Origin of the sequence: Micromonospora sp. NPDC049049 (assembly GCF_040649115.1) — a bacterium.
GTDB lineage: Bacteria > Actinomycetota > Actinomycetes > Mycobacteriales > Micromonosporaceae > Micromonospora.
Map to the genome: position 1 here is coordinate 95,646 of NZ_JBEZEX010000016.1, position 24,279 is coordinate 119,924.

General features: G+C 71.6%; 21 protein-coding genes. 18 read left to right on the forward strand and 3 right to left on the reverse strand.

The window, feature by feature from the left end; genetic code table 11:
* Positions 1-73 precede the first annotated feature (73 nt).
* From infB to AB0B68_RS18165, 7 genes are all read left to right on the forward strand, one after another.
* Positions 74-3,094 (forward strand): translation initiation factor IF-2, encoded by a 3,021-nt coding sequence (gene infB / locus AB0B68_RS18135; protein ID WP_357199285.1) that lies wholly within the window; start codon positions 74-76, stop codon positions 3,092-3,094.
* 90 nt (positions 3,095-3,184) lie between these two features.
* On the forward strand, positions 3,185-3,481 hold the full coding sequence (locus tag AB0B68_RS18140; RefSeq protein WP_091400377.1) for a DUF503 domain-containing protein: 297 nt from the start codon (positions 3,185-3,187) through the stop codon (positions 3,479-3,481).
* Between the two features lie 126 nt (positions 3,482-3,607).
* A complete protein-coding gene (rbfA, locus tag AB0B68_RS18145) occupies positions 3,608-4,105 on the forward strand; it encodes a 30S ribosome-binding factor RbfA (protein ID WP_357207796.1) in 498 nt (165 codons plus the stop codon).
* On the forward strand, positions 4,102-5,151 hold the full coding sequence (locus AB0B68_RS18150; protein WP_357261237.1) for a bifunctional oligoribonuclease/PAP phosphatase NrnA: 1,050 nt from the start codon (positions 4,102-4,104) through the stop codon (positions 5,149-5,151). The genes rbfA and AB0B68_RS18150 overlap by 4 nt, the downstream gene beginning before the upstream one ends.
* Positions 5,152-5,252: 101 nt before the next feature.
* Complete coding sequence (locus AB0B68_RS18155; protein WP_210784728.1) at positions 5,253-5,660, forward strand: hypothetical protein; 408 nt, start codon at positions 5,253-5,255, stop codon at positions 5,658-5,660.
* Positions 5,660-5,869, forward strand: coding sequence for a DUF6186 family protein (locus tag AB0B68_RS18160; protein WP_181548655.1), 210 nt, complete (start codon positions 5,660-5,662; stop codon positions 5,867-5,869). Before AB0B68_RS18155 ends, AB0B68_RS18160 begins: the two co-directional genes overlap by 1 nt.
* 494 nt (positions 5,870-6,363) lie before the next feature.
* On the forward strand, positions 6,364-7,689 hold the full coding sequence (locus AB0B68_RS18165) for an MATE family efflux transporter (RefSeq protein WP_357261240.1): 1,326 nt from the start codon (positions 6,364-6,366) through the stop codon (positions 7,687-7,689).
* A 21-nt stretch (positions 7,690-7,710) separates the two neighbouring features.
* Here the strand turns inward: AB0B68_RS18165 and AB0B68_RS18170 are convergent, their stop codons facing one another.
* Complete coding sequence (locus AB0B68_RS18170; RefSeq protein WP_357207803.1) at positions 7,711-8,718, reverse strand: hypothetical protein; 1,008 nt, start codon at positions 8,716-8,718, stop codon at positions 7,711-7,713.
* A 198-nt stretch (positions 8,719-8,916) separates the two neighbouring features.
* On the opposite strand from AB0B68_RS18170, the gene truB reads away from it, so the two are divergent.
* The 7 genes from truB (at position 8,917) to AB0B68_RS18205 (ending at position 16,882) form a co-directional block, all read left to right on the forward strand.
* A complete protein-coding gene (gene truB, locus AB0B68_RS18175) occupies positions 8,917-9,819 on the forward strand; it encodes a tRNA pseudouridine(55) synthase TruB (protein WP_357261303.1) in 903 nt (300 codons plus the stop codon).
* A 76-nt stretch (positions 9,820-9,895) separates the two neighbouring features.
* The gene (locus AB0B68_RS18180) at positions 9,896-10,825 is read left to right on the forward strand and encodes a bifunctional riboflavin kinase/FAD synthetase (protein WP_357208167.1); all 930 of its coding nucleotides are present in this window, start codon (positions 9,896-9,898) and stop codon (positions 10,823-10,825) included.
* Positions 10,826-11,024: 199 nt separating this feature from the next.
* Complete coding sequence (gene rpsO, locus AB0B68_RS18185; RefSeq protein WP_030337594.1) at positions 11,025-11,294, forward strand: 30S ribosomal protein S15; 270 nt, start codon at positions 11,025-11,027, stop codon at positions 11,292-11,294.
* A 226-nt stretch (positions 11,295-11,520) separates the two neighbouring features.
* Complete coding sequence (locus AB0B68_RS18190; RefSeq protein WP_357208165.1) at positions 11,521-13,902, forward strand: polyribonucleotide nucleotidyltransferase; 2,382 nt, start codon at positions 11,521-11,523, stop codon at positions 13,900-13,902.
* Positions 13,903-13,949: 47 nt separating this feature from the next.
* Positions 13,950-15,374: a pitrilysin family protein gene (locus tag AB0B68_RS18195; RefSeq protein ID WP_357261243.1), complete on the forward strand. Its 1,425-nt coding sequence runs from the start codon at positions 13,950-13,952 to the stop codon at positions 15,372-15,374.
* 159 nt (positions 15,375-15,533) lie between these two features.
* Positions 15,534-16,301 carry a 4-hydroxy-tetrahydrodipicolinate reductase gene (gene dapB / locus AB0B68_RS18200; protein WP_357208471.1) on the forward strand — a complete coding sequence of 256 codons (768 nt, stop codon included), beginning with the start codon at positions 15,534-15,536 and terminating at the stop codon, positions 16,299-16,301.
* Between the two features lie 110 nt (positions 16,302-16,411).
* Positions 16,412-16,882, forward strand: a complete 471-nt coding sequence (locus AB0B68_RS18205; protein WP_357208474.1) for a GNAT family N-acetyltransferase — start codon at positions 16,412-16,414, stop codon at positions 16,880-16,882.
* 134 nt (positions 16,883-17,016) lie between these two features.
* On the opposite strand, the gene AB0B68_RS18210 is transcribed toward AB0B68_RS18205, so the two are convergent.
* Positions 17,017-19,128: a glycogen debranching N-terminal domain-containing protein gene (locus tag AB0B68_RS18210; protein WP_357261246.1), complete on the reverse strand. Its 2,112-nt coding sequence runs from the start codon at positions 19,126-19,128 to the stop codon at positions 17,017-17,019.
* Between the two features lie 145 nt (positions 19,129-19,273).
* Between AB0B68_RS18210 and AB0B68_RS18215 the strand changes: the two genes are divergently transcribed.
* The 4 genes from AB0B68_RS18215 to AB0B68_RS18230 all read left to right on the forward strand — a co-directional run bounded on the left by AB0B68_RS18215 (position 19,274) and on the right by AB0B68_RS18230 (position 23,628).
* On the forward strand, positions 19,274-20,263 hold the full coding sequence (locus tag AB0B68_RS18215) for a LacI family DNA-binding transcriptional regulator (RefSeq protein ID WP_357261249.1): 990 nt from the start codon (positions 19,274-19,276) through the stop codon (positions 20,261-20,263).
* Between the two features lie 26 nt (positions 20,264-20,289).
* Positions 20,290-21,540 carry an extracellular solute-binding protein gene (locus AB0B68_RS18220; protein WP_357195259.1) on the forward strand — a complete coding sequence of 417 codons (1,251 nt, stop codon included), beginning with the start codon at positions 20,290-20,292 and terminating at the stop codon, positions 21,538-21,540.
* 77 nt (positions 21,541-21,617) lie between these two features.
* Positions 21,618-22,739 (forward strand): sugar ABC transporter permease, encoded by a 1,122-nt coding sequence (locus AB0B68_RS18225; protein WP_357261252.1) that lies wholly within the window; start codon positions 21,618-21,620, stop codon positions 22,737-22,739.
* Position 22,740: 1 nt separating this feature from the next.
* A complete protein-coding gene (locus AB0B68_RS18230; protein WP_357195253.1) occupies positions 22,741-23,628 on the forward strand; it encodes a carbohydrate ABC transporter permease in 888 nt (295 codons plus the stop codon).
* Between the two features lie 44 nt (positions 23,629-23,672).
* Here the strand turns inward: AB0B68_RS18230 and AB0B68_RS18235 are convergent, their stop codons facing one another.
* A complete protein-coding gene (locus AB0B68_RS18235; protein ID WP_357195250.1) occupies positions 23,673-24,248 on the reverse strand; it encodes a GNAT family N-acetyltransferase in 576 nt (191 codons plus the stop codon).
* Positions 24,249-24,279 lie beyond the last annotated feature (31 nt).

The following is a 24,279-nucleotide window of genomic DNA, read 5'->3' on the forward strand; positions in this document are numbered from 1 at the left end:
AATGACCAGGCTTCAAGTGCACGAGTGAGGTCGCTGCGGGTGCTGCCCGCACGACCTCGGAGTGAGGAGTGCAGTGGCAGGCAAGGCCCGCGTTCACGAGCTTGCAAAAGAGCTCGGGGTCGAGAGTAAGACCGTTCTCGCCAAGTTGAAGGAAATGGGCGAGTTCGTGAAGTCCGCGTCCAGCACCGTCGAGGCGCCTGTCGCCCGGCGGCTGCGTAACGCATTCGTCGCGTCCGCCGGAGCCCCGGCTCCGGCCGCCCCGTCGGCGCCCGCGTCGACGCCGGCTTCAAACCCGACCCCGACGCCAACCCCGGCCCCGGGCGCGCCCCGGGTCTCGGCCAAGCCGATGCCGCCTCGGCGGCCGGCCGCGCCGGCACCCGGTCCCAAGCCCAAGGGTCCGGTTCCCGGTGCCCCGCAGTCGGCGACCCCGGTCGCCAAGCCGGCGAGTGCCCACGACATCGAGGTGGCGGCCGCGGAGGCGCGTGCCGCCGCGCTGAAGGCTGAGCAGGAGGCCGCGGTCAAGGCCGCGCAGGCCGCCCGCCAGCAGCAGCGGGACAACCCCGTTCGCCGGGAGCCTCCGGCCGACGGCGGTAACCGTCCCGGCCCTCGGCCCGGTCCCGCGGCGATGCCGCCCCGTCCCGGTTCCCCGGCAGCTCGTCCGAGCACGCCGGCTCCGGGTCCGGGTGCCCGCCCCGGCGGTCGTCCGCCGGCGCGTGGCGCCGGTAACAACCCGTTCGGCATCCAGGGTGGCCAGCAGCAGCGGCCCCCGGCCGCCGGTGCGGGTGGCCCTCGGCCCAACACCCCGGCGGGTATGCCGCCGCGGCCGAGCCCGAACTCCATGCCGCCGCGGCCCAGCCCGGCGTCCATGCCGAGCCAGCGCCCGGCTGCTGGTCGTCCCGGCCCCGGTGGCGCTGGTCGCCCCGGTGGCGGTGGCGCCGGTCGTCCCGGTGGCGGTGGCGGTGGTTTCCGTGGCGGTCCCGGTGGTGGCGCCGGTGGCGGTGGCGGTTACCGCGGCGGCCCTGGTGGCGGCGCGGGTGCCGGCGGTGGCGGTGGCTACCGTGGCGGTCCCGGTGGCGGTGGCGGTGCTCCCGGTGGCGGTTTCCGTCCGGGTGGTCCGGCCGGTGGCGGCGGTCGTCCGGGTGCGGGCGGTCGTGGCCGTGGCGGCGGCGCCGCGGGTGCCTTCGGGCGTCCGGGTGGTCGGCCGACGCGCGGTCGCAAGTCCAAGAAGCAGCGCAGACAGGAGTTCGACAACCTGTCGGCTCCGACCATGAGCTCGGGTGCTCCCCGGGGTCAGGGTCAGGTCGTCCGGCTCTCCCGTGGCGCCTCGCTGTCGGACTTCGCCGACAAGATCAACGCCAACCCGGGTTCGCTGGTCCAGGAGATGTTCAACCTGGGCGAGATGGTGACCGCGACCCAGTCCTGTTCTGACGACACCCTGCACCTGCTGGGTGAGCACCTGGGCTTCGACATCCAGATCGTCAGCCCGGAGGACGAGGACCGCGAGCTGCTCGCGCAGTTCAACATCGACCTCGACGCGGAGGTGGCCGAGGAGCGTCTGGTCAGCCGTGCGCCGGTGGTGACCGTCATGGGTCACGTCGACCACGGTAAGACCAAGCTGCTCGACGCCATCCGTAAGGCGAACGTCGTGGCCGGTGAGGCGGGTGGCATCACCCAGCACATCGGTGCGTACCAGGTCCACGTCCCGCACGAGGGCGAGGACCGGGCGGTCACGTTCATCGACACCCCGGGTCACGAGGCGTTCACCGCCATGCGTGCCCGTGGTGCCCAGGTCACGGACATCGTGATCCTGGTCGTCGCGGCCGACGACGGCGTGATGCCGCAGACCATCGAGGCGTTGAACCACGCCAAGGCGGCCGACGTGCCGATCGTGGTCGCGGTCAACAAGGTCGACAAGCCGGACGCCAACCCGGACAAGGTCCGCCAGCAGCTGACCGAGTACGGCCTGGTCGCTGAGGAGTACGGCGGCGAGACCATGTTCGTCAACGTGGCAGCCAAGCCGGGCATCGGCATCGAGGAACTGCTCGAGGCCGTCCTGCTGACCGCCGACGCGTCACTGGAGCTGACCGCTCCGATCGACGGGCCGGCGCAGGGTGTGGCCATCGAGGCACACCTGGACAAGGGCCGCGGTGCGGTGGCGACGGTGCTGGTGCAGAAGGGCACCCTGCGGGCGGGCGACTCGATCGTCGCCGGTGGGGCGCACGGCCGGGTCCGGGCCATGCTCGACGAGAACGGCAACCAGCTCTCCGAGGCTGGTCCGGCGCGTCCGGTCATGGTTCTGGGTCTGACCGCGCCGCCCGGTGCGGGTGACACCTTCCTCGCCGCGGCGGACGACCGCACGGTGCGGCAGATCGCCGAGCAGCGGCAGGCACGGCGGCGGGCGGCGTCCTTCGCCAACTCCCGTGGCCGGGCCACTCTTGAGACGCTCATGGAGCAGCTCAAGGAGGGCGAGAAGACCTCGCTCAACCTCATCCTCAAGGGCGATGTCTCCGGTTCGGTGGAGGCCCTGGAGGACGCGCTGTTCAACCTCGACATCCCCGAGGAAGTTCAGCTCAAGGTCCTCGACCGGGGCGTCGGCGCGATCACCGAGAGCAACGTCATGCTCGCGAGCGCCTCGTCCGAGCCGGTCACGATCATCGGCTTCAACGTGCGGGCCTCGAACAAGGTCCGTGAGATGGCCGACCGCGAGGGCGTGGAGATCCGGTACTACACCGTCATCTACCAGGCCATCGAGGAGATCGAGGCAGCGCTCAAGGGCCTGCTCAAGCCGGAGTACGAGGAGGCCGAGCTGGGCAGCGCGGAGATCCGCGATGTCTTCCGCTCGTCCAAGATCGGCAACATCTCCGGTTGCATCGTCCGGTCGGGCATCATCCGACGCAACGCGAAGGCTCGACTGCTTCGGGACGGGACGGTCGTGGCGGACAACCTCACGATCACCTCGCTCAAGCGGTTCAAGGACGACGCCACCGAGGTCCGCGAGGGCTTCGAGTGCGGTCTGACCCTGGGTGGTTACAACAACGTCCAGGTCGGCGACGTCATCGAGACCTTCGAGATGCGGGAGAAGGTTCGCGCCTGATCCGGCAGTGACACGCTGATCAAGGGGTTTACGCCGAGTGGCGTAAACCCCTTGATCATGCGGGGCGGGTTGGCGGTATCGTCCGGGGCGATGTTCACCGGAACCGCGGTCTTCGACCTGCTGCTGCCGGGCGACTCCCGGTCGCTCAAAGCCAAGAGATCATATGTACGGCCGATCGTGGCGGCGCTGCGCCGCTTCGAGGTGTCGGCCGCCGAGGTGGGTGCGCTCGACCTGCATGGTCGAGCGCAACTGGCGGTGGCCGTGGTGGCCGCCGAGACGGCGCACGTCCGCGAGGTGCTCGACTCCTGTGAGCGCCTGGTGGCCAATCGCCCCGAGGTCGAGTTGCTGTCTGTTCGACGCCGGCTCTACGGCGTGGACGACGACTGACCATGGTGCCGGCTGTGCCGGGCGACCGGAGCGGCCCCGAAGGTAGTGTTCGAGATGTTGGCCGGTCGGCCGGCGGCCTCCGGGTCGCCGGGTCGACCGGAAGCAGGACGCCGTGGAGGTGGCGAGATGTCTGATCCGGCCAAGGTACGCCGGCACGCGGAACGGGTGCGTGAGCTGGTCGCGTCGGTGGTGCGGAGCCAGATCAAGGACCCGCGGCTCGGGATGATCACCATCACCGACGCCCGGATTACCGCTGACCTGCGCGACGCGACGGTCTTCTACACGGTGCTCGGGGACTCGGTGGCCCAGGCGGACACCGCCGCGGCGCTGGAGAGCGCCAAGGGGATGCTGCGCAGCACTGTCGGCAAGGCGCTCGGGCTGCGCCACTCGCCGACGCTCGCCTTCGTCCTCGACGACGTACAGGACCAGGTCAAGCACATCGACGACCTGCTCGCCGCCGCCCGCAACGCCGACGCCGAGGTGCAGCGGCTCGCCGCCCAGGCGAAGTACGCGGGCGAGGCCCAGCCGTACCGGGTGGATGACGAGGACGACGAGACGGACGAGGCCGACGAGGCCGACGAGGCCGACGTCAAGGAGACCCCGCGGGGTGGGGAAGCGCGGTGACCAGCACCGCCAGCGCAGCGTTCGTCGCCTCGACCGGGCTCGGCCCGACCGAGGCGGCGTGGGCCGAGGCCGAGGCGTTGGTGCGGGCTCTCCCGCCGACCGCCCGGGTGCTGCTGATCTGCCACATCAATCCGGACGGCGACGCGCTGGGCAGCATGCTCGGCTTCGGTCTGGGCCTGCGGCAGCTCGGCGTACGCGACGTGCAGGCGACCTTTCCCGGGCCGCCGGAGGTTCCGGAGCCGTTCCGGGGGCTGCCGGGTCTGGATCTGCTGGTCCCGGCGGACGCCGCCGACCCGGCGCCCGATCTGCTGATCTGCTTCGACGCGGCGAGCGAGTCGCGTCTCGGCGAGTTGGCCGGGCGGTTGTCGTCGGCGGGTGCGGCGTTGGTGCTCGACCACCACGCCTCCAACCCCGGTTTCGGCACCGTCAACCTGGTCGACCCGGGGGCGGCGGCCACGTCGGTCGTGGTCGAGCAACTGCTGGCCCGGCTCGGGGTGGTGGTGGATCCGGCCATCGCCGAGTGCCTCTACGTGGCGCTGACCACTGACACCGGTTCCTTCCGGTTCGCGGCTACCACTCCGGCGGTGCACCAGATGGCCGCCCGACTGCTGGCGACCGGGATCTCACCGGGTGACATCTCCCGGCAGGTCTTCGACACCCGGCCCTTCGGCGCGGTCCGCCTCTTCGGCGAGGTGCTCGGCCGGGCTCGACTGGAGCCGGCCGCCGCCGGAGGTCGGGGTCTGGTCTGGACCTTCGCCACCCTCGATGACCTGGCCCGGCACGACCAGCGGCCGTACGTGCTGGAGGCGCTGATCGACTCCGTGCGCTGCACCGCCGAGGCGGATGTGAGCTGTGTGGTGAAGCAGACCAGGCCGGCCGAGTGGGCGGTGTCGATGCGCAGCAAGGGCGCTGTGGACGTCAGTCGGGTCGCGGTGGCGCTGGGCGGTGGTGGGCACACGTTCGCGGCCGGGTTCACCGGTCGGGGCACCGTCGAGCAGGTGGTCGAGTCGATCCGCGGTCAGCTGGACGCGGCGCTCATCGGCTGACGCGCCTTCGGCCGCCATCGATCTGCCGGTCTGGAAGATCAGGGTCAGCTCCGGGGAGTGTTGGTCTTCCCGCGTTCCGTGATACCGGGAAGAATTGCGGGATGGAGCAGCCGCACGACCTCACCGTGGAGGCCCCCCGCGCCTGGGACCGGCCCGCCGTCTCCGTTCCCGTCCTCGTCTGCCTCTCGCTCGTCGGTGGCCGGTTCGCGTCCTTCTCGACCGAGGCGAATCTGTTCACCCTCGGGACGGGTGGGGTGCTGATCTGGCTCGGTCTGAGCAACCGGGTGCCCCGCCGGCCGGCGCCGCGCCGGCTGGGCGCGGGAGCGGCCTGGTGGGCGGTGCCGGTGGTGGTCTTCGGGGTCTTCGAGGGCGTGACCTTCGTGCTCGCCGCCGGCGATGACTTCCCCACCTTCTCCCGGCTGGCCGATCCTCTCCTGGAGGATCAACTGACCAGGTCGGCAGCCTGGTTCGCCTGGTTGGCCGCCTTCTGGGGGCTGGTGCGGCGATGATGCGCGCGCTCGCGATCGGCGGCTTCCTCGCCGCGCTGATCCTCTTCGCGGTGGTCGAGTGGATGGCCCGGCGGGAGGGGTCGCGGATCCCCACCCTCGGCGAGGTCTGTGCCTACGTGATGCGCTACGAGGTCGGTTCGGTGCCGGTGGGCCGGATCGGTCTGTTCGGGTTCTGGTGGTGGCTGGGCTGGCACTTCCTGGCCCGCTGAGCCGGGTTGCCGACCGTCCAAATGGCGGGAACCGTAAGCAGTATGTGGACCTGAACGATAACTTGGGAGAAGGCCGGTGCCGCCTAGCGGTGCAGGTCATGGGCGGTGGTGCCACACCCCGCGCTGCCTCCCTCCAGGGTCGGATCGACCCGGGCTCACGCTGCCCAGTCGGCTGCTCCGGTAACCCCGGACCGCCGTGGGGCGCTCAGCAGGACCGCCCGTGAGGGCCGCCGCGTGTCGGCGGCTCACGCCCTGGGAAGAGGAGCGCCACCATGCCGAACAAGCCCAAGCCCGAGACCACCACCGACGACGCCCGCGAGCAGGCCCGCCGCGCGCTGCAGACGTCGATGGACACCCGCCAGTGATCCGACGCCGCCGACGGTGATCCTCGGATCGGTGCGGTCGGGCGATTCGGCCAGCTCCGGGCGCACCGGCGGAGGTAAGTAGTCGGCGGTATTGCGATCCTTACCGCAGCCGTGCCAGGATCGGCCGCGATGAGCCAGACCGTCACCACCGCCCACCGACCCGCCTCGCCTCGGCGGATCGCCGCGCTCGCCCTGCCGGCCCTCGTGGTGCTCGCCGCCGAGCCGCTCTACGTGCTGGTCGACACCGCAGTGGTCGGTCACCTCGGCCGGGTGCCGCTCGCCGCGCTCGCCGTCGGCGGCACGGTCATGACGCTCACCGCCTGGGTGGGCACCGTGGTCGCCTACGGCACCACCGGACGCACGGCCCGCCGCTTCGGCGCGGGTGACCGGGCCGCCGCTGTCGCCGAGGGCGTCCAGTCGTCCTGGTTGGCGCTCGGTGTCGGTCTGCTGATCGCGATCGGCATGCAGCTTGGCGGGGGCGCGCTCGCCCGTACCCTCGCCGGTGGTGGTGGCGAGGTCGCCGACGCCGCCGCCCAGTGGTTGCGGATCGCGGCCCTCGGCGCTCCCGGCCTGCTCCTCGCCGCCGCCGGCAACGGCTGGCTGCGCGGCGTGCAGGACACTCGCCGCCCCCTGTACTTCGTGCTCGGCCCCAACCTGCTCTCCGCGCTGCTCTGCCCGCTGCTGGTCTACCCCGGCGGGCTGGGTCTGGTCGGCTCGGCCGTGGCGAACGTCGTCGCACAGACGCTCTGCGGAGTGCTCTTCGCCGCCGCCCTGGTCGGTGAACGGGTGTCGCTGCGCCCTCAACCCCGCGTGATCCGCCAGCAACTGGTGCTCAGCAGGGACCTGCTGATCCGTGGGCTGGCGTTCCAGGCCAGCTTCCTGTCCGCGACCGCCGTCGCCGCCCGCTTCGGCGCCGCCGCCGTCGGTGCCCACCAGATCGCCCTGCAACTCTGGTTCTTCACCGCGCTGGTCCTCGACGCCCTCGCCATCGCCGCGCAGTCCCTGGTCGGTGCCGCGCTCGGCGCCGGCGACGCCGCGGGTGCGCGGGCGCTCGCCCGCCGGATCGGGCTGCTCGGCGGCGTCTGCGGGGTGGGCTTCGCGCTGCTCGTCGCCGCCGGCACGGGCGTGGTGCCGTCGTGGTTCAGCTCCGATGCCGGGGTACGCGAGCAGGCCATGGTGGCCTGGCCGTGGTTCGTCGTCATGCTGCCGCTGGCCGGGGTGGTGTTCGCCCTCGACGGCGTGCTGATCGGTGCCGGCGACGTGCGTTACCTGCGCAACCTCACCATCGTGGCGGCGCTCGGCGGCTTCCTGCCGGCCATCTGGCTGGCGTACGCGCTCAACCTCGGGCTGGGCGGCATCTGGGCCGGGCTCACAGTGTTCGTGGTGATCCGGCTGGTCGCCCTGCTGCTGCGACTGCGCAACGGCAGGTGGGCGGTGACCGGCGCGGTCCGCTGACCGGTCGCCGGGACCCGCCGGTCAGCAGCGCGTGGTGGTCGGCGCGGGCGCGTCGAGGTCGAAGATGGTGCCCGGGTCGCCCGCGGGTATCCGGTCCCGGTGCACATCGGCGATCCAGAACTGCTCCTGCACCCAGCCCTCACGGAGCTGAGCGCAGTCCGCGTTCCAGGTCACGGCCTCCGCCGAGGTGATCCAGAGGCCGCGGGAGGAAGCCGGCACGTCGTCCGGGTGCGGCACCTGCCACACCACCCGGTCGCGTAGTGCCACCACTGTGGCGCCGGCGGGGGCCCGCAGGTCCACGTCGAACGGGTACGCCCAGACGAACTCCGTGGAAACCTCCAGCAGTCGGATGCCGTTCTGTGTGGTGGCCCGGTAACTGACCCGGCCGTCGGCGCGGACGCCGAACTCCCACTCCGACGGTGACGCCATCCTGGTGGCGTACCGCAGGAAGCTGCCATTGGTGAAGTCGCCCCGGAGCCGTTCGCGAGCGTCCGGGGCGAGCAGCGCGAGGAACGGCTCCGGATCCCCGGAGAACATCGAGATGTCGACCCGGCCCTCGATCAGTGCCTTGCGCACCGACTCCAGCGCTGTCCGCACCTGGGTCGCGGTGAACGGCCCGGTGCCCTTGGCCGCCGGCATCCGCACGGCCTCCTCGGCTGGCGCGAAGGAGGCCGCCGGTGATCCGGCGAACAGGTCGCGTGGTTCGCCGACCCTGCTCACCGGCGGGGTGAGGGTCGGTGTCGGGCTCGCCGAGGCGGACGCGCGGACACCGTCGGCGACCCGACCGACCAACACCACCCCGCCGACGACCATCAGCAGCGCCAGCACCAGCCCGAGGCCGAGCAGCATGGCCCCGTTGTGCCGGGCCGAGAAGAAACGGACCCGGTCCCACCCGGTCGGCTGGTGCTCGGTCGGCGATGTGCGGAGCCAATCCGGTAGCTGCACCGGGTTGACCTGCGCTACCGCGGCGGGCGGCGGCGGATCGACCGGGTCCTGCGGTGTGGGCTCGCTCGACGACGTGTTGTCCATGCTTCCCCCGTCAATGTCGCCGCCGCTGATGGCGTGCGAGCAGATGGTAGGGCCCGGGCACCAGCGCGGAACCGGGCACGGCTGCCCGGCCCTACCTCCCGCCGGATGGACGCCTCGTCCCGACGAAGCGGCGCAGACCTCGTGAGCGGAGGCTCGGGTCACGCGGGGCGTGCCCACGCCCCGCGGAGTACGGGCCATCTGGCAGGCTTGGCCGACGTGAGCACCGATGGTCTGATCGTGGTCGACAAGCCCGGCGGCATGACGTCGCACGACGTGGTGGCGCGCATCCGCCGACTGGCGAAGACCCGGAGGGTCGGGCACGGCGGCACCCTCGACCCGATGGCGACCGGCGTGCTGGTGATCGGTGTCGGCCGGGCCACCCGGCTGCTGACCTACGTGATCGGCGCGGGCAAGAGCTACACCGGCACGATCCGGCTCGGCCAGACCACAGTCACCGACGACGCCGAGGGCGACGTGACCGCCACCGTCCCGGCCGGGCAGGTCACCGACGACGCGATCTCCTCGGCGCTGGCCGGACTGAGCGGCGAGGTCGACCAGGTGCCCAGCGCGGTCAGCGCCATCAAGATCGACGGGCAGCGGGCGTACAAGCGGGTCCGCGACGGGGAGAGCGTCGAGCTGCCGGCGCGGCGGGTCACCATCTCCCGGTTGGAGGTGCTGGCGATCCGTCGCACCGAGCCGGACGTGGTGGACGTGGACGTCGACGTGACCTGCTCCTCCGGCACGTACATCCGGGCCATCGCCCGGGACGTCGGCCTGGCGCTCGGCGTCGGCGGGCACCTCACGGCCCTGCGGCGCACCGCGGTGGGCGGCTTCACCCTCGCCGAGGCGGCGACCCTCGACGAGCTGGAACAGCGCGCCCCGGACGTGGTGAACCTGCCACTGGACGCGGCGGCCGACCGGTTCTTCGCGCGCCGGGAGGCCACGCCGGACGAAGCCCGGGTGCTCGCCCACGGTGGGCCGTTGGACCCGGCCGGCCTCTCCGGGCCGTACGCCGTCTTCGGGCCGGCCGGCGGCCTGATCGCTATCGTCAGCGAGCGGGACGGGCGGGCCCGCGCGGAGATCGTGCTCGCACCGGCCTGACAGCGCAGCGCAGGTCCGTCGGCCCGCGGCCGGCGGTGTCGACCCGCCGGCCGGCGGGACAGCAGAGAGGAACGGCATGCAGCGGTGGCGGGGCTACGACGCGGCGCCTGGCGGATGGGGACGCTCGGTGGTCACCATCGGCGTCTTCGACGGTGTGCACAAGGGGCACCAGGCGACCATCGGGCACGCCGTGGCCCGGGCCCGCGAGTTGGGCGTGCAGTCGGTGGTGGTCACCTTCGATCCGCACCCGGCCGAGGTGGTCCGCCCCGGTTCGCACCCGGCGGTGCTCACCGAGCCGGCCCGTAAGGCCGAGCTGATCGAGGCGCTCGGCGTGGACGTGCTCTGCGTGGTGCCGTTCACCCCGGAGTTCTCCCGGGTGCCGGCCGAGCAGTTCGTGCACGACGTCCTGGTCGAGCACCTGCACGCCGCGTTGGTGGTGGTCGGCGGCAACTTCCGCTTCGGGCACCGGGCCGCCGGCGACGTGGCGTTGTTGGAACGGCTGGGTCAGACGTTCGGCTTCGGCGTGGAGGGCGCCCCGCTGGTCGCCGAGGCCGGCACCGTCTTCTCCTCCACGTACATCCGGTCCTGCGTCGACGCGGGTGACGTGGGCGCGGCGGCCGGCGCGCTGGGCCGCCCACACCGGGTGGAGGGCGTCGTGGTCCGCGGCGACCAGCGGGGCCGGGAGCTGGGCTTCCCCACCGCCAACCTGCTCTGCCACCGGTATGCGGCGGTGCCCGCCGACGGCGTGTACGCGGCCCGGCTGATCCGCCGCGGTCAGCACGAGCCGCTGCTGGCGGCGGTGTCCGTGGGCACCAACCCGACCTTCTCCGGCCGGGAGCGACGGGTGGAGGCGTACGCGCTGGACTTCTCCGGCGACCTGTACGGCGAGCGGCTGGCCCTGGACTTCGTGGCGCACCTGCGGGGCCAGATCCGGTACGACTCGATCGAGCCGCTGATCGCCCAGATGAATCAGGACGTCGAGCGCACCCGGCGCGTACTGGCCTGATCGTGCCGGGGCGCCGGGCCGCCACCGAGGCCCTTCGCCGGGTGTTACCGGCGAGTGCTGGTAGTCTTGCCGGGACGTCGGGTGACCGGCGTGGGGCCTCGCGTGCCTGCTCGACGCCGCGGGTGCGAGGTACCGGTCCGTTCCCGGTCCATCGGGACGACGGACACCCACTTGATCAACCCATCGAAACAGGGAGAACATGGCGCTCGATCAGGAAGCCAAGGCCAGCATCCGCGCGGAGTACGCGACCGCCGAGGGCGACACCGGTTCGCCGGAGGTCCAGGTAGCGGTCCTCACCAAGCGGATCGCCGAGCTGACCGAGCACCTGAAGGTGCACAAGCACGACCACCACAGCCGCCGTGGGCTGCTGCTGCTGGTCGGCCGTCGCCGGCGGTTGCTCAACTACGTCCAGAAGAAGGACATTGCCCGCTACCGGTCGCTCATCGAGCGGCTCGGTCTGCGCCGGTGACGTGACGGGGGAGTGGCCGCTCGGCTACTCCCCCGTACCGCGTCCCACCTGAAGAAACACGGGCCGCGCGACCACCCGAGAGGGAGCCGGTCAGCGTACCGGTCTCCGGTAGTGGCCCCCGGGAACCCGGCATCATGCCGGCCACCCGGGCGCTTCGATCGAAGACCGGCCGGCTGAGCAGCTCCCCGATGTCGTGGGCCCACGACGCGAAGGAGCACGACAGCACATGACCGAGACCAAACTCGGCACCGAATCCCGCACCGCCGTGATCGACAACGGGTCCTTCGGCACCCGCGAGATCACCTTCTCCACCGGTCGGCTGGCTCGCCAGGCCGCCGGTTCCGTCATCGCCCAGCTGGGCGAGACGGTTGTTCTCTCCGCCACGACCGCCGGTAAGCACCCGAAGGAGCAGTTCGACTTCTTCCCGCTGACCGTCGACGTCGAGGAGCGGATGTACGCCGCGGGCCGCATCCCCGGCTCGTTCTTCCGCCGTGAGGGTCGGCCCAGCGAGGACGCGATCCTCACCTGCCGGCTGATCGACCGGCCGCTGCGCCCGTCCTTCGTCAAGGGCCTGCGCAACGAGGTCCAGGTCGTCGAGACCATCCTCGCGCTCGACCCGCAGCACCCGTACGACGTCGTGGCGATCAACGCCGCCTCGATGTCGACCAAGCTCTCCGGCCTGCCGTTCTCCGGCCCGATCGGGGCGACCCGCGTCGCCCACATCGACGGCCAGTGGGTCGCCTTCCCGACCCTTGAGGAGCTGGCTCGCGCCACCTTCGACATGGTCGTGGCTGGCCGCACGCTCGAGGACGGCGACGTCGCGATCATGATGGTCGAGGCCGAGGCCACCCCGAACGCCGTCGCCCTCATCTCGGCCGGTGCCACCGCCCCGACCGAGGAGGTCGTCGCCAGCGGCCTGGAGGCCGCCAAGCCGGCGATCCGCGAGCTGTGCCGCGCGCAGAGCGAGCTGGCCGAGGTCGCCGCCAAGCCGGTCACCGAGTTCCCGGTCTTCCTGGACTACCAGGACGACATCTACGACGCCGTCGCCGAGTTCGCTCGCGGTGACGTGGCCGAGGCGATCACCATCGCCGGCAAGGCCGACCGCGAGGAGGCCCTGGACCGGGTCAAGGCTCGGGTCGCCGAGGAGCTGGGCGCTCGGTTCGAGGGTCGGGAGAAGGAGCTCAGCGCTGCCTTCCGGTCGCTGACCAAGTCCGAGGTGCGCAACCGCGTGCTGCGCGAGCAGGTCCGCATGGACGGGCGTGGCCCGCGCGACATCCGGGCGCTGACCGCCGAGGTCGGCGTGCTGCCCCGGGTGCACGGTTCGGCGCTGTTCGAGCGGGGCGAGACCCAGATCCTGGGCGTCACCACGCTGAACATGCTCCGCATGGAGCAGATGGTGGACACGCTGTCCCCCGAGAACCGCAAGCGCTACATGCACAACTACAACTTCCCGCCGTACTCGACCGGTGAGACCGGCCGGGTCGGCTCGCCGAAGCGTCGCGAGATCGGCCACGGCGCCCTCGCCGAGCGCGCGCTGATCCCGGTGCTGCCGTCGCGCGAGGAGTTCCCGTACGCCATCCGGCAGGTGTCGGAGGCGCTCGGCTCCAACGGCTCCACCTCGATGGGTTCGGTCTGCGCGTCGACGCTGGGCCTGCTCTCCGCGGGTGTTCCGCTGAAGGCGCCGGTCGCCGGCATCGCGATGGGGCTCATCTCCGACGAGGTGGACGGCAAGACCCAGTACGTGACGCTGACCGACATCCTCGGTGCCGAGGACGCGTTCGGTGACATGGACTTCAAGGTCGCCGGCACGCCGGAGTTCGTCACCGCGCTCCAGCTCGACACCAAGCTCAACGGCATCCCGTCGGACGTGCTGGCCGCCGCGTTGCAGCAGGCGAACGAGGCCCGGCAGATCATCCTCGGCGTCATGAAGGCGGCGATCGAGGCTCCGGCCGAGATGTCCGACTACGCGCCGCGGGTCACCACCGTCAAGATCCCGGTGGACAAGATCGGCATGGTGATCGGCCCGAAGGGGCAGACCATCAACGCGATTCAGGACGAGACCGGCGCCGAGATCTCCATCGAGGACGACGGCACGATCTACGTCGGCGCCACCAACGGCCCGTCGGCCCAGGCGGCCGTCGACCGGATCAACGGCATCGCCAACCCGACGCTGCCGAAGCAGGGCGAGCGGTTCCTCGGCACTGTGGTCAAGACCGCCGCGTTCGGCGCGTTCATCTCGCTCCTGCCGGGCCGTGACGGCCTGCTGCACATCTCCAAGGTGGGCGACGGCAAGCGGGTCGAGCGCGTCGAGGACTTCCTCAACGTCGGTGACCGGGTCGAGGTCGAGATCGCGGACATCGACGCCCGCGGCAAGATCTACCTCGACAAGGTCCGCCCGGAGGGCACCGAGGCTCCGGCCGCCGGTGAGGCCGCCGCTGGCGACCGGCCGGCTGGTCGGGACCGGGGCGACCGGGCTCCGCGTGACCGTGGCGACCGCGAGCGTGGCGGCGACCGTGGCGGGCGTGGCCCGGAGCGCGGCGGCGAGGGTGGCGGCGGCGAAGGTGGCGAGGGCGGCGAGCGTCCGCGCCGTCGGACCCGGCACAGCTGACCGTCGCACAACGCATCACCCACCCCTCGTCGAACCGGGAGCAAGTCGTGAGTCGGGCCATCAGCGCGCCGTTTCCACCGGATCGACGGGGGGTGGCCCACGGCTGGCGGGCCAGCCAAGCGAGTCGAGTTCGGGACACCGGGGCGGGCCGCTCCGGCGGCACCGCCCGCGCGGTGACCCGGACGCTCAGCGACGACCCGCTGGGCGGCACGGTACGTCGTACCGTGCTGCCCAGCGGCCTGCGCGTCCTCACCGAGGCGATTCCGGCGATGCGCAGCGTCTCGTTCGGCATCTGGGTGGCGGTCGGCTCGCGTGACGAGACCGGCCCGCAGGCGGGTGCCGCGCACTTCCTCGAGCACCTGCTCTTCAAGGGCACCCACAAGCGCACCGCACTGGAGATCTCCTCGCAGATCGAGGCGGTGGGTGGCGAGACCAACGCCTTCACCACGAAGGAATACACCTGCTACTACGCCCGCGTGCTGGACGAGGACCTGCCGCTGGCGATCGACGTGATGTGCGACCTGGTCGCGGACTCGCTGTTGGAGCCGGCCGACGTCGAGACCGAGCGTGGCGTGATCCTGGAGGAGATCGCCATGCACGACGACGAGCCGGGTGACGAGGTGCACGACCTCTTCGTCCAGGCCGTCTACGGCGATCACCCGCTGGGCCGGCTGATCTCCGGCACCGCGGAGACCGTCACCCCGATGACCAGGCGGCAGATCCAGACCTTCTACCGGGGTCGCTACACCGCGCCGCAGATCGTCATCGCCGCCGCCGGCAACCTCGACCACGCCGCTGTGGTCAAGATGGTCCGTCAGGCCGTGCGCGGAACCCCGCTGGACAGCGACCCGGCCAGCCCGGCGCCGCACCGCGCGGCGACCCCGGCGGTACGCACCAAGCCGGCGACCACGGTGGTGGAGCCGAAGGAGACCGAGCAGGCACACGTCATCCTCGGCTGCCCCGGCATCGACCGGCTCGACGATCGGCGGTTCGCTCTCGGGGTGCTCAACAACGTGCTCGGCGGTGGCATGTCCAGCCGCCTGTTCCAGGAGATCCGCGAGCAGCGTGGCCTCGCGTACTCGGTGTACTCCTACGCCAGCCAGTACGCCGACACCGGCCTGTTCGCCGTCTACGCCGGCTGCGCGCCGGGCAAGGTGGACGAGGTGCTGGCCCTGACCCGCGCCGAGTTGGCCCGGGTGGCCGCCGACGGCTTGACCGAGGCCGAGGTGGCCCGGGGCAAGGGGATGAGCAAGGGCTCGTTCGTGCTCGGCCTGGAGGACACCGGTTCCCGGATGAGCCGCCTGGCCAAGGGTGAGCTGCTCTACGGCGACCTGATGCCTGTCGACGAGCTGCTCCGCCGGGTCGACGAGGTCACCGTGGAGGACGTGAACGTGCTCGCCGCCGAGCTGCTCAGCCGGCCGATGTCGTTGGCCGTAGTAGGCCCCTTCGGTGCGGGCGACTTCGCGGTCTGAGTCCTTCCGCCGTCGCGCGGGCTGAATCCTTCCGTCCCCAGCGCGGCCCGAGTCCTTCTGCCGCAGCGCGGTGAGGCCCTTTCGGGCGTGGCATCCCGGCGGGTGGATGCCCCGGATCCGGCCGGAAGGGCCCGTCCCGATTGGGATAGGTTGTGCCCCGTGACTGACGAGCAGGAGAAGACCCCCGCCGGGCTGGTGCGGGTCGGCGTGTTCGGTGCCCGTGGCCGGATGGGCATCGAGGTCTGCAAGGCGGTCGACGCCGCCGACGACCTCGCCCTGGTGGCGTCGATCGACCAGGGTGACGACCGCTCCGCCGTCTCCACCGCCGAGGTGGTCGTCGACTTCACCACGCCGGACGTCGTCATGGACAACCTCCAGTGGTGCATCGAGCAGGGCATCAGCGCGGTGGTCGGCACGACCGGCTTCACCGAGCAGCGGCTGGAGCAGGTGCGCGGCTGGCTGGCCGACAGGCCCGAGGTGGGCGTGGTCATCGCCCCGAACTTCGGTATCGGCGCGGTGCTGATGATGCAGTTCGCCGCGCGGGCAGCCCGACACTTCGAGTCCGTCGAGATCATCGAGCAGCATCACCCGCGCAAGCTGGACGCCCCGAGTGGCACCGCCACCCACACCGCCCGGCAGATCGCCCGGGCCCGCGCCGAGGCCGGCCTCGGCCCGGTGCCGGACGCCACGAAGGACGAGGTGCCGGGTGCGCGCGGCGCCGACATCGACGGGGTACGCGTCCACGCGGTGCGCGCCACCGGCCTGGTGGCCCACCAGGAGGTGCTGTTCGGCGGTACCGGCGAGACACTGACCATCCGGCACGACTCGTACGACCGGGTGTCGTTCATGCCGGGTGTGCTGCTGGCCGTCCGCGCGGTGCGCAACCGCCCCGGCCTCACCGTCGGCCTGGACGCCCTGCTCGACTGAGCTCAGACCTTCCCGCTCCCTCGTTACTGGCGCAGATCTTGGACAGTTACCGTCACGCGCTGACGGAAACTGTCCAAGATCTCTGCACGCGGACCGGGTAGCATCCGCCGATGATTGATGGTGGACACCTGGACCGGCGCGGGCGGCGAGTGACGCTGCGGCCGGTGGACGACGACAACTGGCGTGCGGTGGCCGACGTCGCCCCGCGCGACGACCAGCGCCGCTTCGTGGCCGCGCTGGGCGCGCGCTATCTGCTGCTGAGCACCCGCTCCGAGGTGTGGAACTCGCTCGCGGTGTACGCCGACGAGACCGTCGTCGGTCACGTCATGTGGGGAGTGGACGACGACGGCTCACACTGGATCGGCGGGATGCTGATCGACGCCGCCGAGCAGGGCCGGGGCGTCGGCAGGGCCACCGTGCAGACCCTCGCTCCCTGGCTGGCGGCCCGAGAAGGCAAACCCCCGGTCCGCCTCTCGTACCACCCCGACAACACCCAGGCTGCCGCCCTCTACGAGTCCCTGGGCTTCCACCCGACAGGCGCGGTCGACGACGAAGAGCTGATCGCCGAACGAACCCCCTGACGGCGGGCCTGGGCCGGCGTCGATCATGGAGTTGTGGTGCCCCACAAAAGGGGCGTACACGGAGCTGTCGCCCACCACAACTCCATGATCGACCGGCGGGGGGTGGGGCGGGGACGGGCGCGGGTGGGGACGGGTTAGGCGGGGTGGGTTCGGGTTTTTGGGCGGCGTTGGGTAGGGAGAGTTGGGGTTGGGGTTAGCGGGGTGGGGAGGTTGGTGACAGTGGCGTCGCCGGTGCGGTCGACAGACACGTGCACCGGGGTGTTGGCCACGCGGAGGCCGTCGACCGCCACGGCACCCAACTCTGCTCCCGCCAGGGGTGCCAGTCGGACCGTGCCGCCCGGCACGTCCGGGTAGAGCCCCGCGGCGGCCTGGAGCAGCAGCACCGCACCCGTAGCGGCCCACGCCTGCGGTCGGCACGCGGCCGGGTACGGCACCGGCCGGTTCAGCAGTGAGCGGTCGTCGCCGCCGTACAGCTCCGGCATCCGGTAGTCGAACGCCTCGGCCGCGCTGAGCAGCCCCTCGGTCAGGCCGAGCGCGGCCTCCCGGTGCCCCGCGCGGGCCAGCCCGCCGAGCACGATGGCTGTGTCGTGGGTCCAGATCGAGCCACAGTGGTACGACAGTGGGCTGAAGCCGGCGTCGTCGCTGGACATGGTCCGCAGCCCGAACCCGGCGGCCATTGTGTCCGTGGTGAGCAGGTGCGCGACCTGGGCTTCCTCGTCCCGGTCGAGCAGGCCGGTGCCGAGCAGGTGGCCGATGTTGCTGGTCAGCGAGTCGACCGGGCGCTTGTCGCGGTCGAGGGCGAGCGCCGGCTGCGGGCCGTGGCGGCCGTCGACCCAGAAGCTCCTGCGGAACCGGCCGACAAGCGCGGCGGCGTGCTCGCGCCAGCGGTCGGCGTCCGGTCGGCCGAAGGCGTCCAGGAGGGCGGCTCCGTTCACGGCCGCCTCGTGCGCGTAACCCTGCACCTCGGCCAGCACGATCGGCGCGGTGGCCAGGGTGCCGTCGCGGAATCGGACGGCGTCACCGGAGTCCTTCCAACCCTGGTTGGACAGCCCGTGTCCGGTGGTGTCGACGTACTCGACCAGGCCGTCGCCGTCCGGGTCGGCGTGCTCGCCGAGCCAGCGCAGAGCCGCCTCCAGGTGCGGCAGCAAGGGCTCGACCTGCTCGGCGGGCATGCCCCAGCGCCACGCGTCGTGCAGCAGGTTGACCCAGAGCATCGTGGCGTCGACGGTGCCGTAGTACGCCGGCGGTAGGCGCAGGCCGTTGCCGGGCACGGTGAACTCGTGTCGGCGCAGCTCGTGCAGGATCTTGCCGGGGGCTTCGCCGGTCGCCGGGTCGAACCGGGTGCCCTGCCGGCGGGCGAGTACGCGCAGGGTGCCGGCGGCCAGGTCGGTGCCGAGCGGCAGCATCATCCGGGCGGCCCAGAGGCTGTCCCGGCCGAACAGGGTGAGGAACCAGGGCACGCCGGCGGCGAGGAACACGTCCCCGGGTGCGCCGGTCTCGGCCAGTCGGAGGCCGCGCAGATCGTCGAGGCTGCGGTCCAGCAGTCGGACGAGGCGGCGGTCGTCGGCGGTCACCTCGGGTCGGGACCACTCTGGCTCGCCGGCTGGGCCGACGACGACGGCGCGCGGGTCCTCGACGGTCAACTGCCAGCGCAGCACGGTCTCGCCGCCGGGAGGCAGGTGAACCGGCCACGCCAGCCGTGGCGCGGTCGCACGCTCGGCGTCGGCCAGCACGTCCGCGCCGGACGCGGTGACGGTGACTGTGATTCCCGCTCCCGACCAGGTCAGCACGCCCGGCTGGCCGGTCTTGACCTCCAGCGCGGCGGCGGCGCTACCGGACTTGACGGCCTCGATGGGTGCCAGGTCGCAGCCGAGGTCGACGGTGACGGTGGCGTTTACGTCGACAGTGGCGGTGGAGACGACCCGCAGCTCCTCGCTGAGGCCGTTGCGGGTGGCCCGGCGCAGGCGGTCGACGCGGACCGTCGGGTCGGGGGTGGGGTCGCCGAGCCAGCGGGCCAGGCCAACGAAGCGTGCACCGTGTGGGCCGTCGTCGCCGCGGGTCAGCCCTTCGAGTTCCCGTTCGTCGACCCGCAGCTCGGCGCGGGAGAGCACCCGGGCGTCGGCGTGGAAGACGCCCTGGACGCCGGTCGGGCGGATCTGCCCGGTCGCGTCCCCCAGCGCGCTGGTCGGGGCGAAGACCACCCCTACCAACTCGTGCAGGAGGGGTTGCAGCTGGCGTTCGATCACGGTGTGGCTCCAGATCCTCGGGGTGCGGGGCGGCCATCTTGACAACGCGCCCCTAGCGGTGCAAAGTGCGAAACATTCCAGAAACTTGAACGATCCAATCCTGCCTTATCCAAATTGGATCGTTCAAGATGGCGAGAGGGATTAAGTGGCCGAAAAGGTGACCATCGCGACGGTGGCCCGGCACGCCCGAGTCAGCCGGCAGACCGTGTCCAACGTCATCAACAGCCCGCACATCGTGCGGCAGGAGACCCGTCAGCGGGTCCAGGACGCAATCAACGCGCTCGGCTACCGGGCCAACCAGGCCGCCCGACAGATGCGTACCGGCCGGTCCCGCCTCATCGCCGCCCGCATCGACCCGACCCGCGACGGCATCAACGGCTCCGTGCTCGACCGCTTCCTGCACGGCCTCACCGAGACCGCCGACGCCGCCGGCTACCGGGTGCTGCTCTACACCGCCACCGACGACGAACGGGAGATCGCCACCTACGGCGACCTGCTCGGCACCTACGAGTTGGACGCGTTCGTGCTGGTGGGCACCAAGTACGGCGACCCGCGTACCGAATGGCTCGCCGACCGGGACGTACCGTTCGTGACCTTCGGCCGCCCGTGGGACGCGCTCGACGCGCACCCCTGGGTGGACGTGGACGGCGCCGCCGGCACCGCCCAGGCCACCCGGCGCCTGCTGGACGCCGGCCACCGGCGGATCGCCTTCATCGGCTGGCCCGACGGCTCCGGCGTCGGCGACGACCGGAGGGCCGGCTGGCGCGACGCGCTGCGCGAAGCCGGCGTCGACCCGACCGGGCTGCACCGGGAGACCGAGGACGGCATCGCCGAGGGGGAGCGGCTGATGCGTGACCTGCTCGTCGCCGTGGCGCCGAGCGCCGTGGTCTGCGCCAGCGACTCACTCGCCCTCGGTGCCCTCCAGGCGATCCGCGGCGTCGATCCGCAGGTGTCGGTGATCGGCTTCGACGACACGCCGGTGGCCGCCGCGGTCGGGCTGACGAGCGTCAGCCAACCGCTCGGCGACGCCGCCGCCCGCTGCGTGGACCTGCTCACCGGGGTCCTCGACGGCGACCACGAGACCCCTACCCCCGTGCTGCTCCAGCCCTCGCTGGCGCTGCGGCACACCGCGTAGTCCCACACCCCCCACCAGGAGAAACCATGGCACCCCGAACAATCACCCGGGCAGCGGTGGCCGGCCTCGCCGCCGTCGCCCTCCTCGGCTCCGCCGCCTGCGGCAGCGGCTTCGACGACTCCTCCGGCGACACCGCCCAGTCCAGCGGGCCGGCCAGCCTGCAGATCCTGATCGGCTCGTCCGGCGAGGCCGAGACCAAGGCGGTGCAGGACGCCGCCGCGAAGTGGGCCGGCAGCTCCGGCAACACCGCGACTGTCACCCCGGCGCAGGACCTCACCCAGCAGCTCGGTCAGGCTCTCGCCGGCGGCACCCCGCCGGACGTCTTCTACGTGGACGCGGCCCAGTTCGCCAACTACGCGAGCGTCGGCGCCCTTGAGCCGTACGGCGACAAGGTCAGCAACCCGGGCGACTTCTACGAGAGCCTGCGCACCGCCTTCACGTACGACGGCAAGCTCTACTGCGCGCCGAAGGACTTCTCGACCCTGGCCCTCCAGATCAACACCGACCTGTGGACCAGGGCCGGGCTGACCGACGCCGACGTGCCGACGACCTGGGACCAGCTCACCGCGGTCGCCCAGAAGATCAAGGCGAAGGGGCAGGTCCCGCTGGCCATCGGTGACACCCGGGACCGGATCGGCGCCTTCATGGTGCAGAACGGTGGCTGGCTGACCAGCAAGGACGGCAAGCAGCCCACGGCGGACACCCCGGAGAACCTGGCCGCCCTCCAGTACGTGAAGACCATGCTCACCACCGGTCTGGCCAAGTACCCGAAGCAGCTCGACGCCGGCTGGTCCGGTGAGGCGTTCGGCAAGGGCAAGGCCGTGATGACCATCGAGGGCAACTGGATCAAGGGTGCCCTGCAGAACGACTTCCCGAACGTGAAGTACAAGGTCGTGGCGCTGCCGGCCGGCCCCAAGGGGCAGGGCACGCTCTCCTTCACCCAGTGCTGGGGTGTTGCCGCCAAGAGCAAGCACAAGGACCAGGCGATCAAGTTCGTCGAGGCGATGACCAGCGGCGAGCAGCAGATGGCCTTCGCCAAAGCGTTCGGCGTCATGCCGTCCCGGCAGTCGGCGGGCGAGCAGTACACCGCCGCCTTCCCGGCCGACAAGGTGTTCATCGACGGCGCCGCGTACGCCCAGGGCCCGGTGAACGCCCCGAAGATGGACAGCGTCCTCAAGGACCTCGACACCGGTCTGCAGGGGCTGACCAACGGCGACCCGAAGACCATCCTGCAGAACTTCGACAAGAACGCCAAGGCGGCGCTCGGCGGCAGCTGAGGTGACGGTGGGGGCCCCGGCGGATCACCGGGGCCCCCGCCGCACGTCGGCCGGAGAGAGGAAGGGAGGGAGAGAAGATGGCAACCGAGACACTGACCGCCGCGGCGACCGCGCCCGGGTCGGGCCCCCGCCGACGCAGGGGCGGCATCCGCAGCAACGAGAACCTCGCCGGCTGGCTCTTCGTCGCGCCGGTGATCGTCATTCTGGGGCTGTTCCTGCTGCTGCCGATCCTGATGGCGCTCTGGGTCAGCCTCACCGACTGGAACGGCCAGGGCAGCCCGTTCACCGGCGACGTCCCGTTCGTCGGCGGCCACAACTACACCCAGTTGTTCACCGAGGACGGGCTGGCCCGCCGCGACTTCATGACGAGCATCCGCAACAACATCTACTACGTGGCGATCGTGGTGCCGGCACAGACAGTGCTCGCGCTCGGGCTGGCGTTGGTCGTCAACAACCGGATGCTCAAGGGCAAGAGCTTCTTCCGCAGCGCCTTCTACTTCCCCTCGGTGACCAGCTCGGTCGCGATCAGCGTGGTGTTCCTGTTCCTCTTCGCCAACTCCGGCGCGGTCAACGCGCTGCTCGGCTTCTTCGGCATCGACGGCCCGGAGTGGTTCGCCGACTCCCGGGGCGTGCTGCACCTGCTGTTCGGCGCGGTCGGCGTGGACTCGCCACCGGCGGCACTGACCAACGGCGGCCCGTTCGGGCTGACCTGGTGGGACTGGTTGGCCGGCCCGAGCGTGGCGATGATGTCGATCATCACGTTGGTCGTCTGGACCACGTCCGGCACCTTCATGCTGATGTTCCTCGCCGGGCTGCAGAACGTGCCGGTAACGCTTGACGAGGCCAGCACCCTCGACGGCGCGTCCCGGTGGCAGCGCTTCCGGTACGTCACCCTGCCGATGATCAGACCCACCACCTTCCTGGTGCTCACCCTCGGCATGATCGGCTCCTGGCAGGTCTTCGACCAGGTGTACGTGATGAGCCAGGGCGACCCGGCCAAGACCACGCTCACCCCGGCGTACCTGTCGTACCGGACCGCCTTCCGGGACTTCGACTACGGCTCCGGCGCGGCGATCTCGTTCGTCCTGTTCCTGATCATCATCGTGCTCACCCTGATCCAGCGCCGGGCGCTGGCCGAGCGGGACACCGACCGGCCGCGACGCGGCTGGCGGCGTCGACGCGTACCGGAGAGGTCCTGAGATGGCAGTGCTCACCGACCGCCCGGCGGCGGCGCCCGCGCGGCGACACCAGCGCGCGGCCCGCACCCTCGCCACCCGCTTCCTGGGGTACGCCACACTCGTCTTCTTCGGGCTGGTGTTCCTCTACCCGTTCGTCATCCAGCTCGGCAACTCGCTCAAGACCGAGCCCGACGCGGCGGCGAACCCGCTGTCACCGTTCCCGGACCCGCTCACACTTGCCGGCTTCGAACGGATCTTCGCCGGCACCAACTTCCCACTGTGGCTGGGCAACTCGCTGCTGGTGACGGTGCTGGTCACCCTCGGCCGGGTGTTCTTCGACTCGCTCGCCGGGTACGCGCTGGCCCGGCTGCGGTTCGCCGGCCGCGGCGGGCTGTTCGCCGCAGTCATCGCGGTGATGGCGGTGCCCGGGGTGGTGCTGCTCATCCCGAAGTTCCTGGTGCTCAACCAGCTCGGCCTCTACAACAGCTACGCCGGTCTGGTGGTGCCGCTGCTGGCCGACGCGGCGGGCGTGTTCATCATGAAACAGTTCTTCGAGTCGATCCCGGTGAGTGTCGAGGAGGCCGCCCGGATCGACGGGGCGAGCATCTTCCGTACCTTCTGGTCGGTGGTGCTGCCGATGGCGAAACCGGCGCTGATCACCCTGACCATCCTGTCGTTCCAGGGCTCCTGGAACGAGTTCCCGCACAGCCTGGTGTCGGTGCAGGACCCGGACCTGTTCACCCTGCCGCGCGGACTGGCCGACCTGGTCAGCGGCTCCCTCGGCAAGGGCACCCAGTACCCGCTCAAGCTCGGCGCCGCGCTACTGGCCACCATCCCGGTGGCGATCATCTTCGTGGTGTTCCAGCGGTACTTCGTCCGCGACGCCAACGACGGCTCCGACAAGGGCTGACCCGGTTCGGTACGGCGGCCCCGACCGTGGGGCCGCCGCTTCGGTCACTCGACCTTGTCGGCCGGAACGGCCACGTGCAGGCGCACCTGAGGCACCAGCATGTCGTCGACGTCAAGCGCCCGGGCCGCGCCGTCGGGCTCCCAGCCGGTGCTGGTGAGGAACTTCCGGGTCGCCTCGTCACCGTCGAACGCCCAGGCCACCGCCCGACTCATGCCGTCCTCCCGCCACAGGTCGACAGCGGCGGCGAGCAGCCGACTGCCGTGCCCGCGCCGACCCCACCGCGGCTCCACCAGCAGGTCGGTCACCGCGGCCACATCCGGGCCGAGCGCGTCGGCCGGCTCACCCGGGGCGAGAGCCTCGCCGTCGGCCGGGCCGGACGCGGCGAACCCCACCAGATACGATTGCTCGGCCTGTTCGACGGCGACCAGCACCCGGTGCGCGCCCGAGGGCGGCTCCAGCACGGCGGCGCTCCACCGCCGGGCGAGGAACGCCTCGTCCAGGTTGTCGAGCACATGCCGAGGCAGGATCCGGCGGTACGCGACCCGCCAGGTCGCGAGCTGGATGCGTGCGATCTCGCCGGCGTCCTCGGGACGCGCCGGGCGGACGTACCCGAGAGCCATGGGACGGAAGCCTACGCAGGGCGGGGGAGAC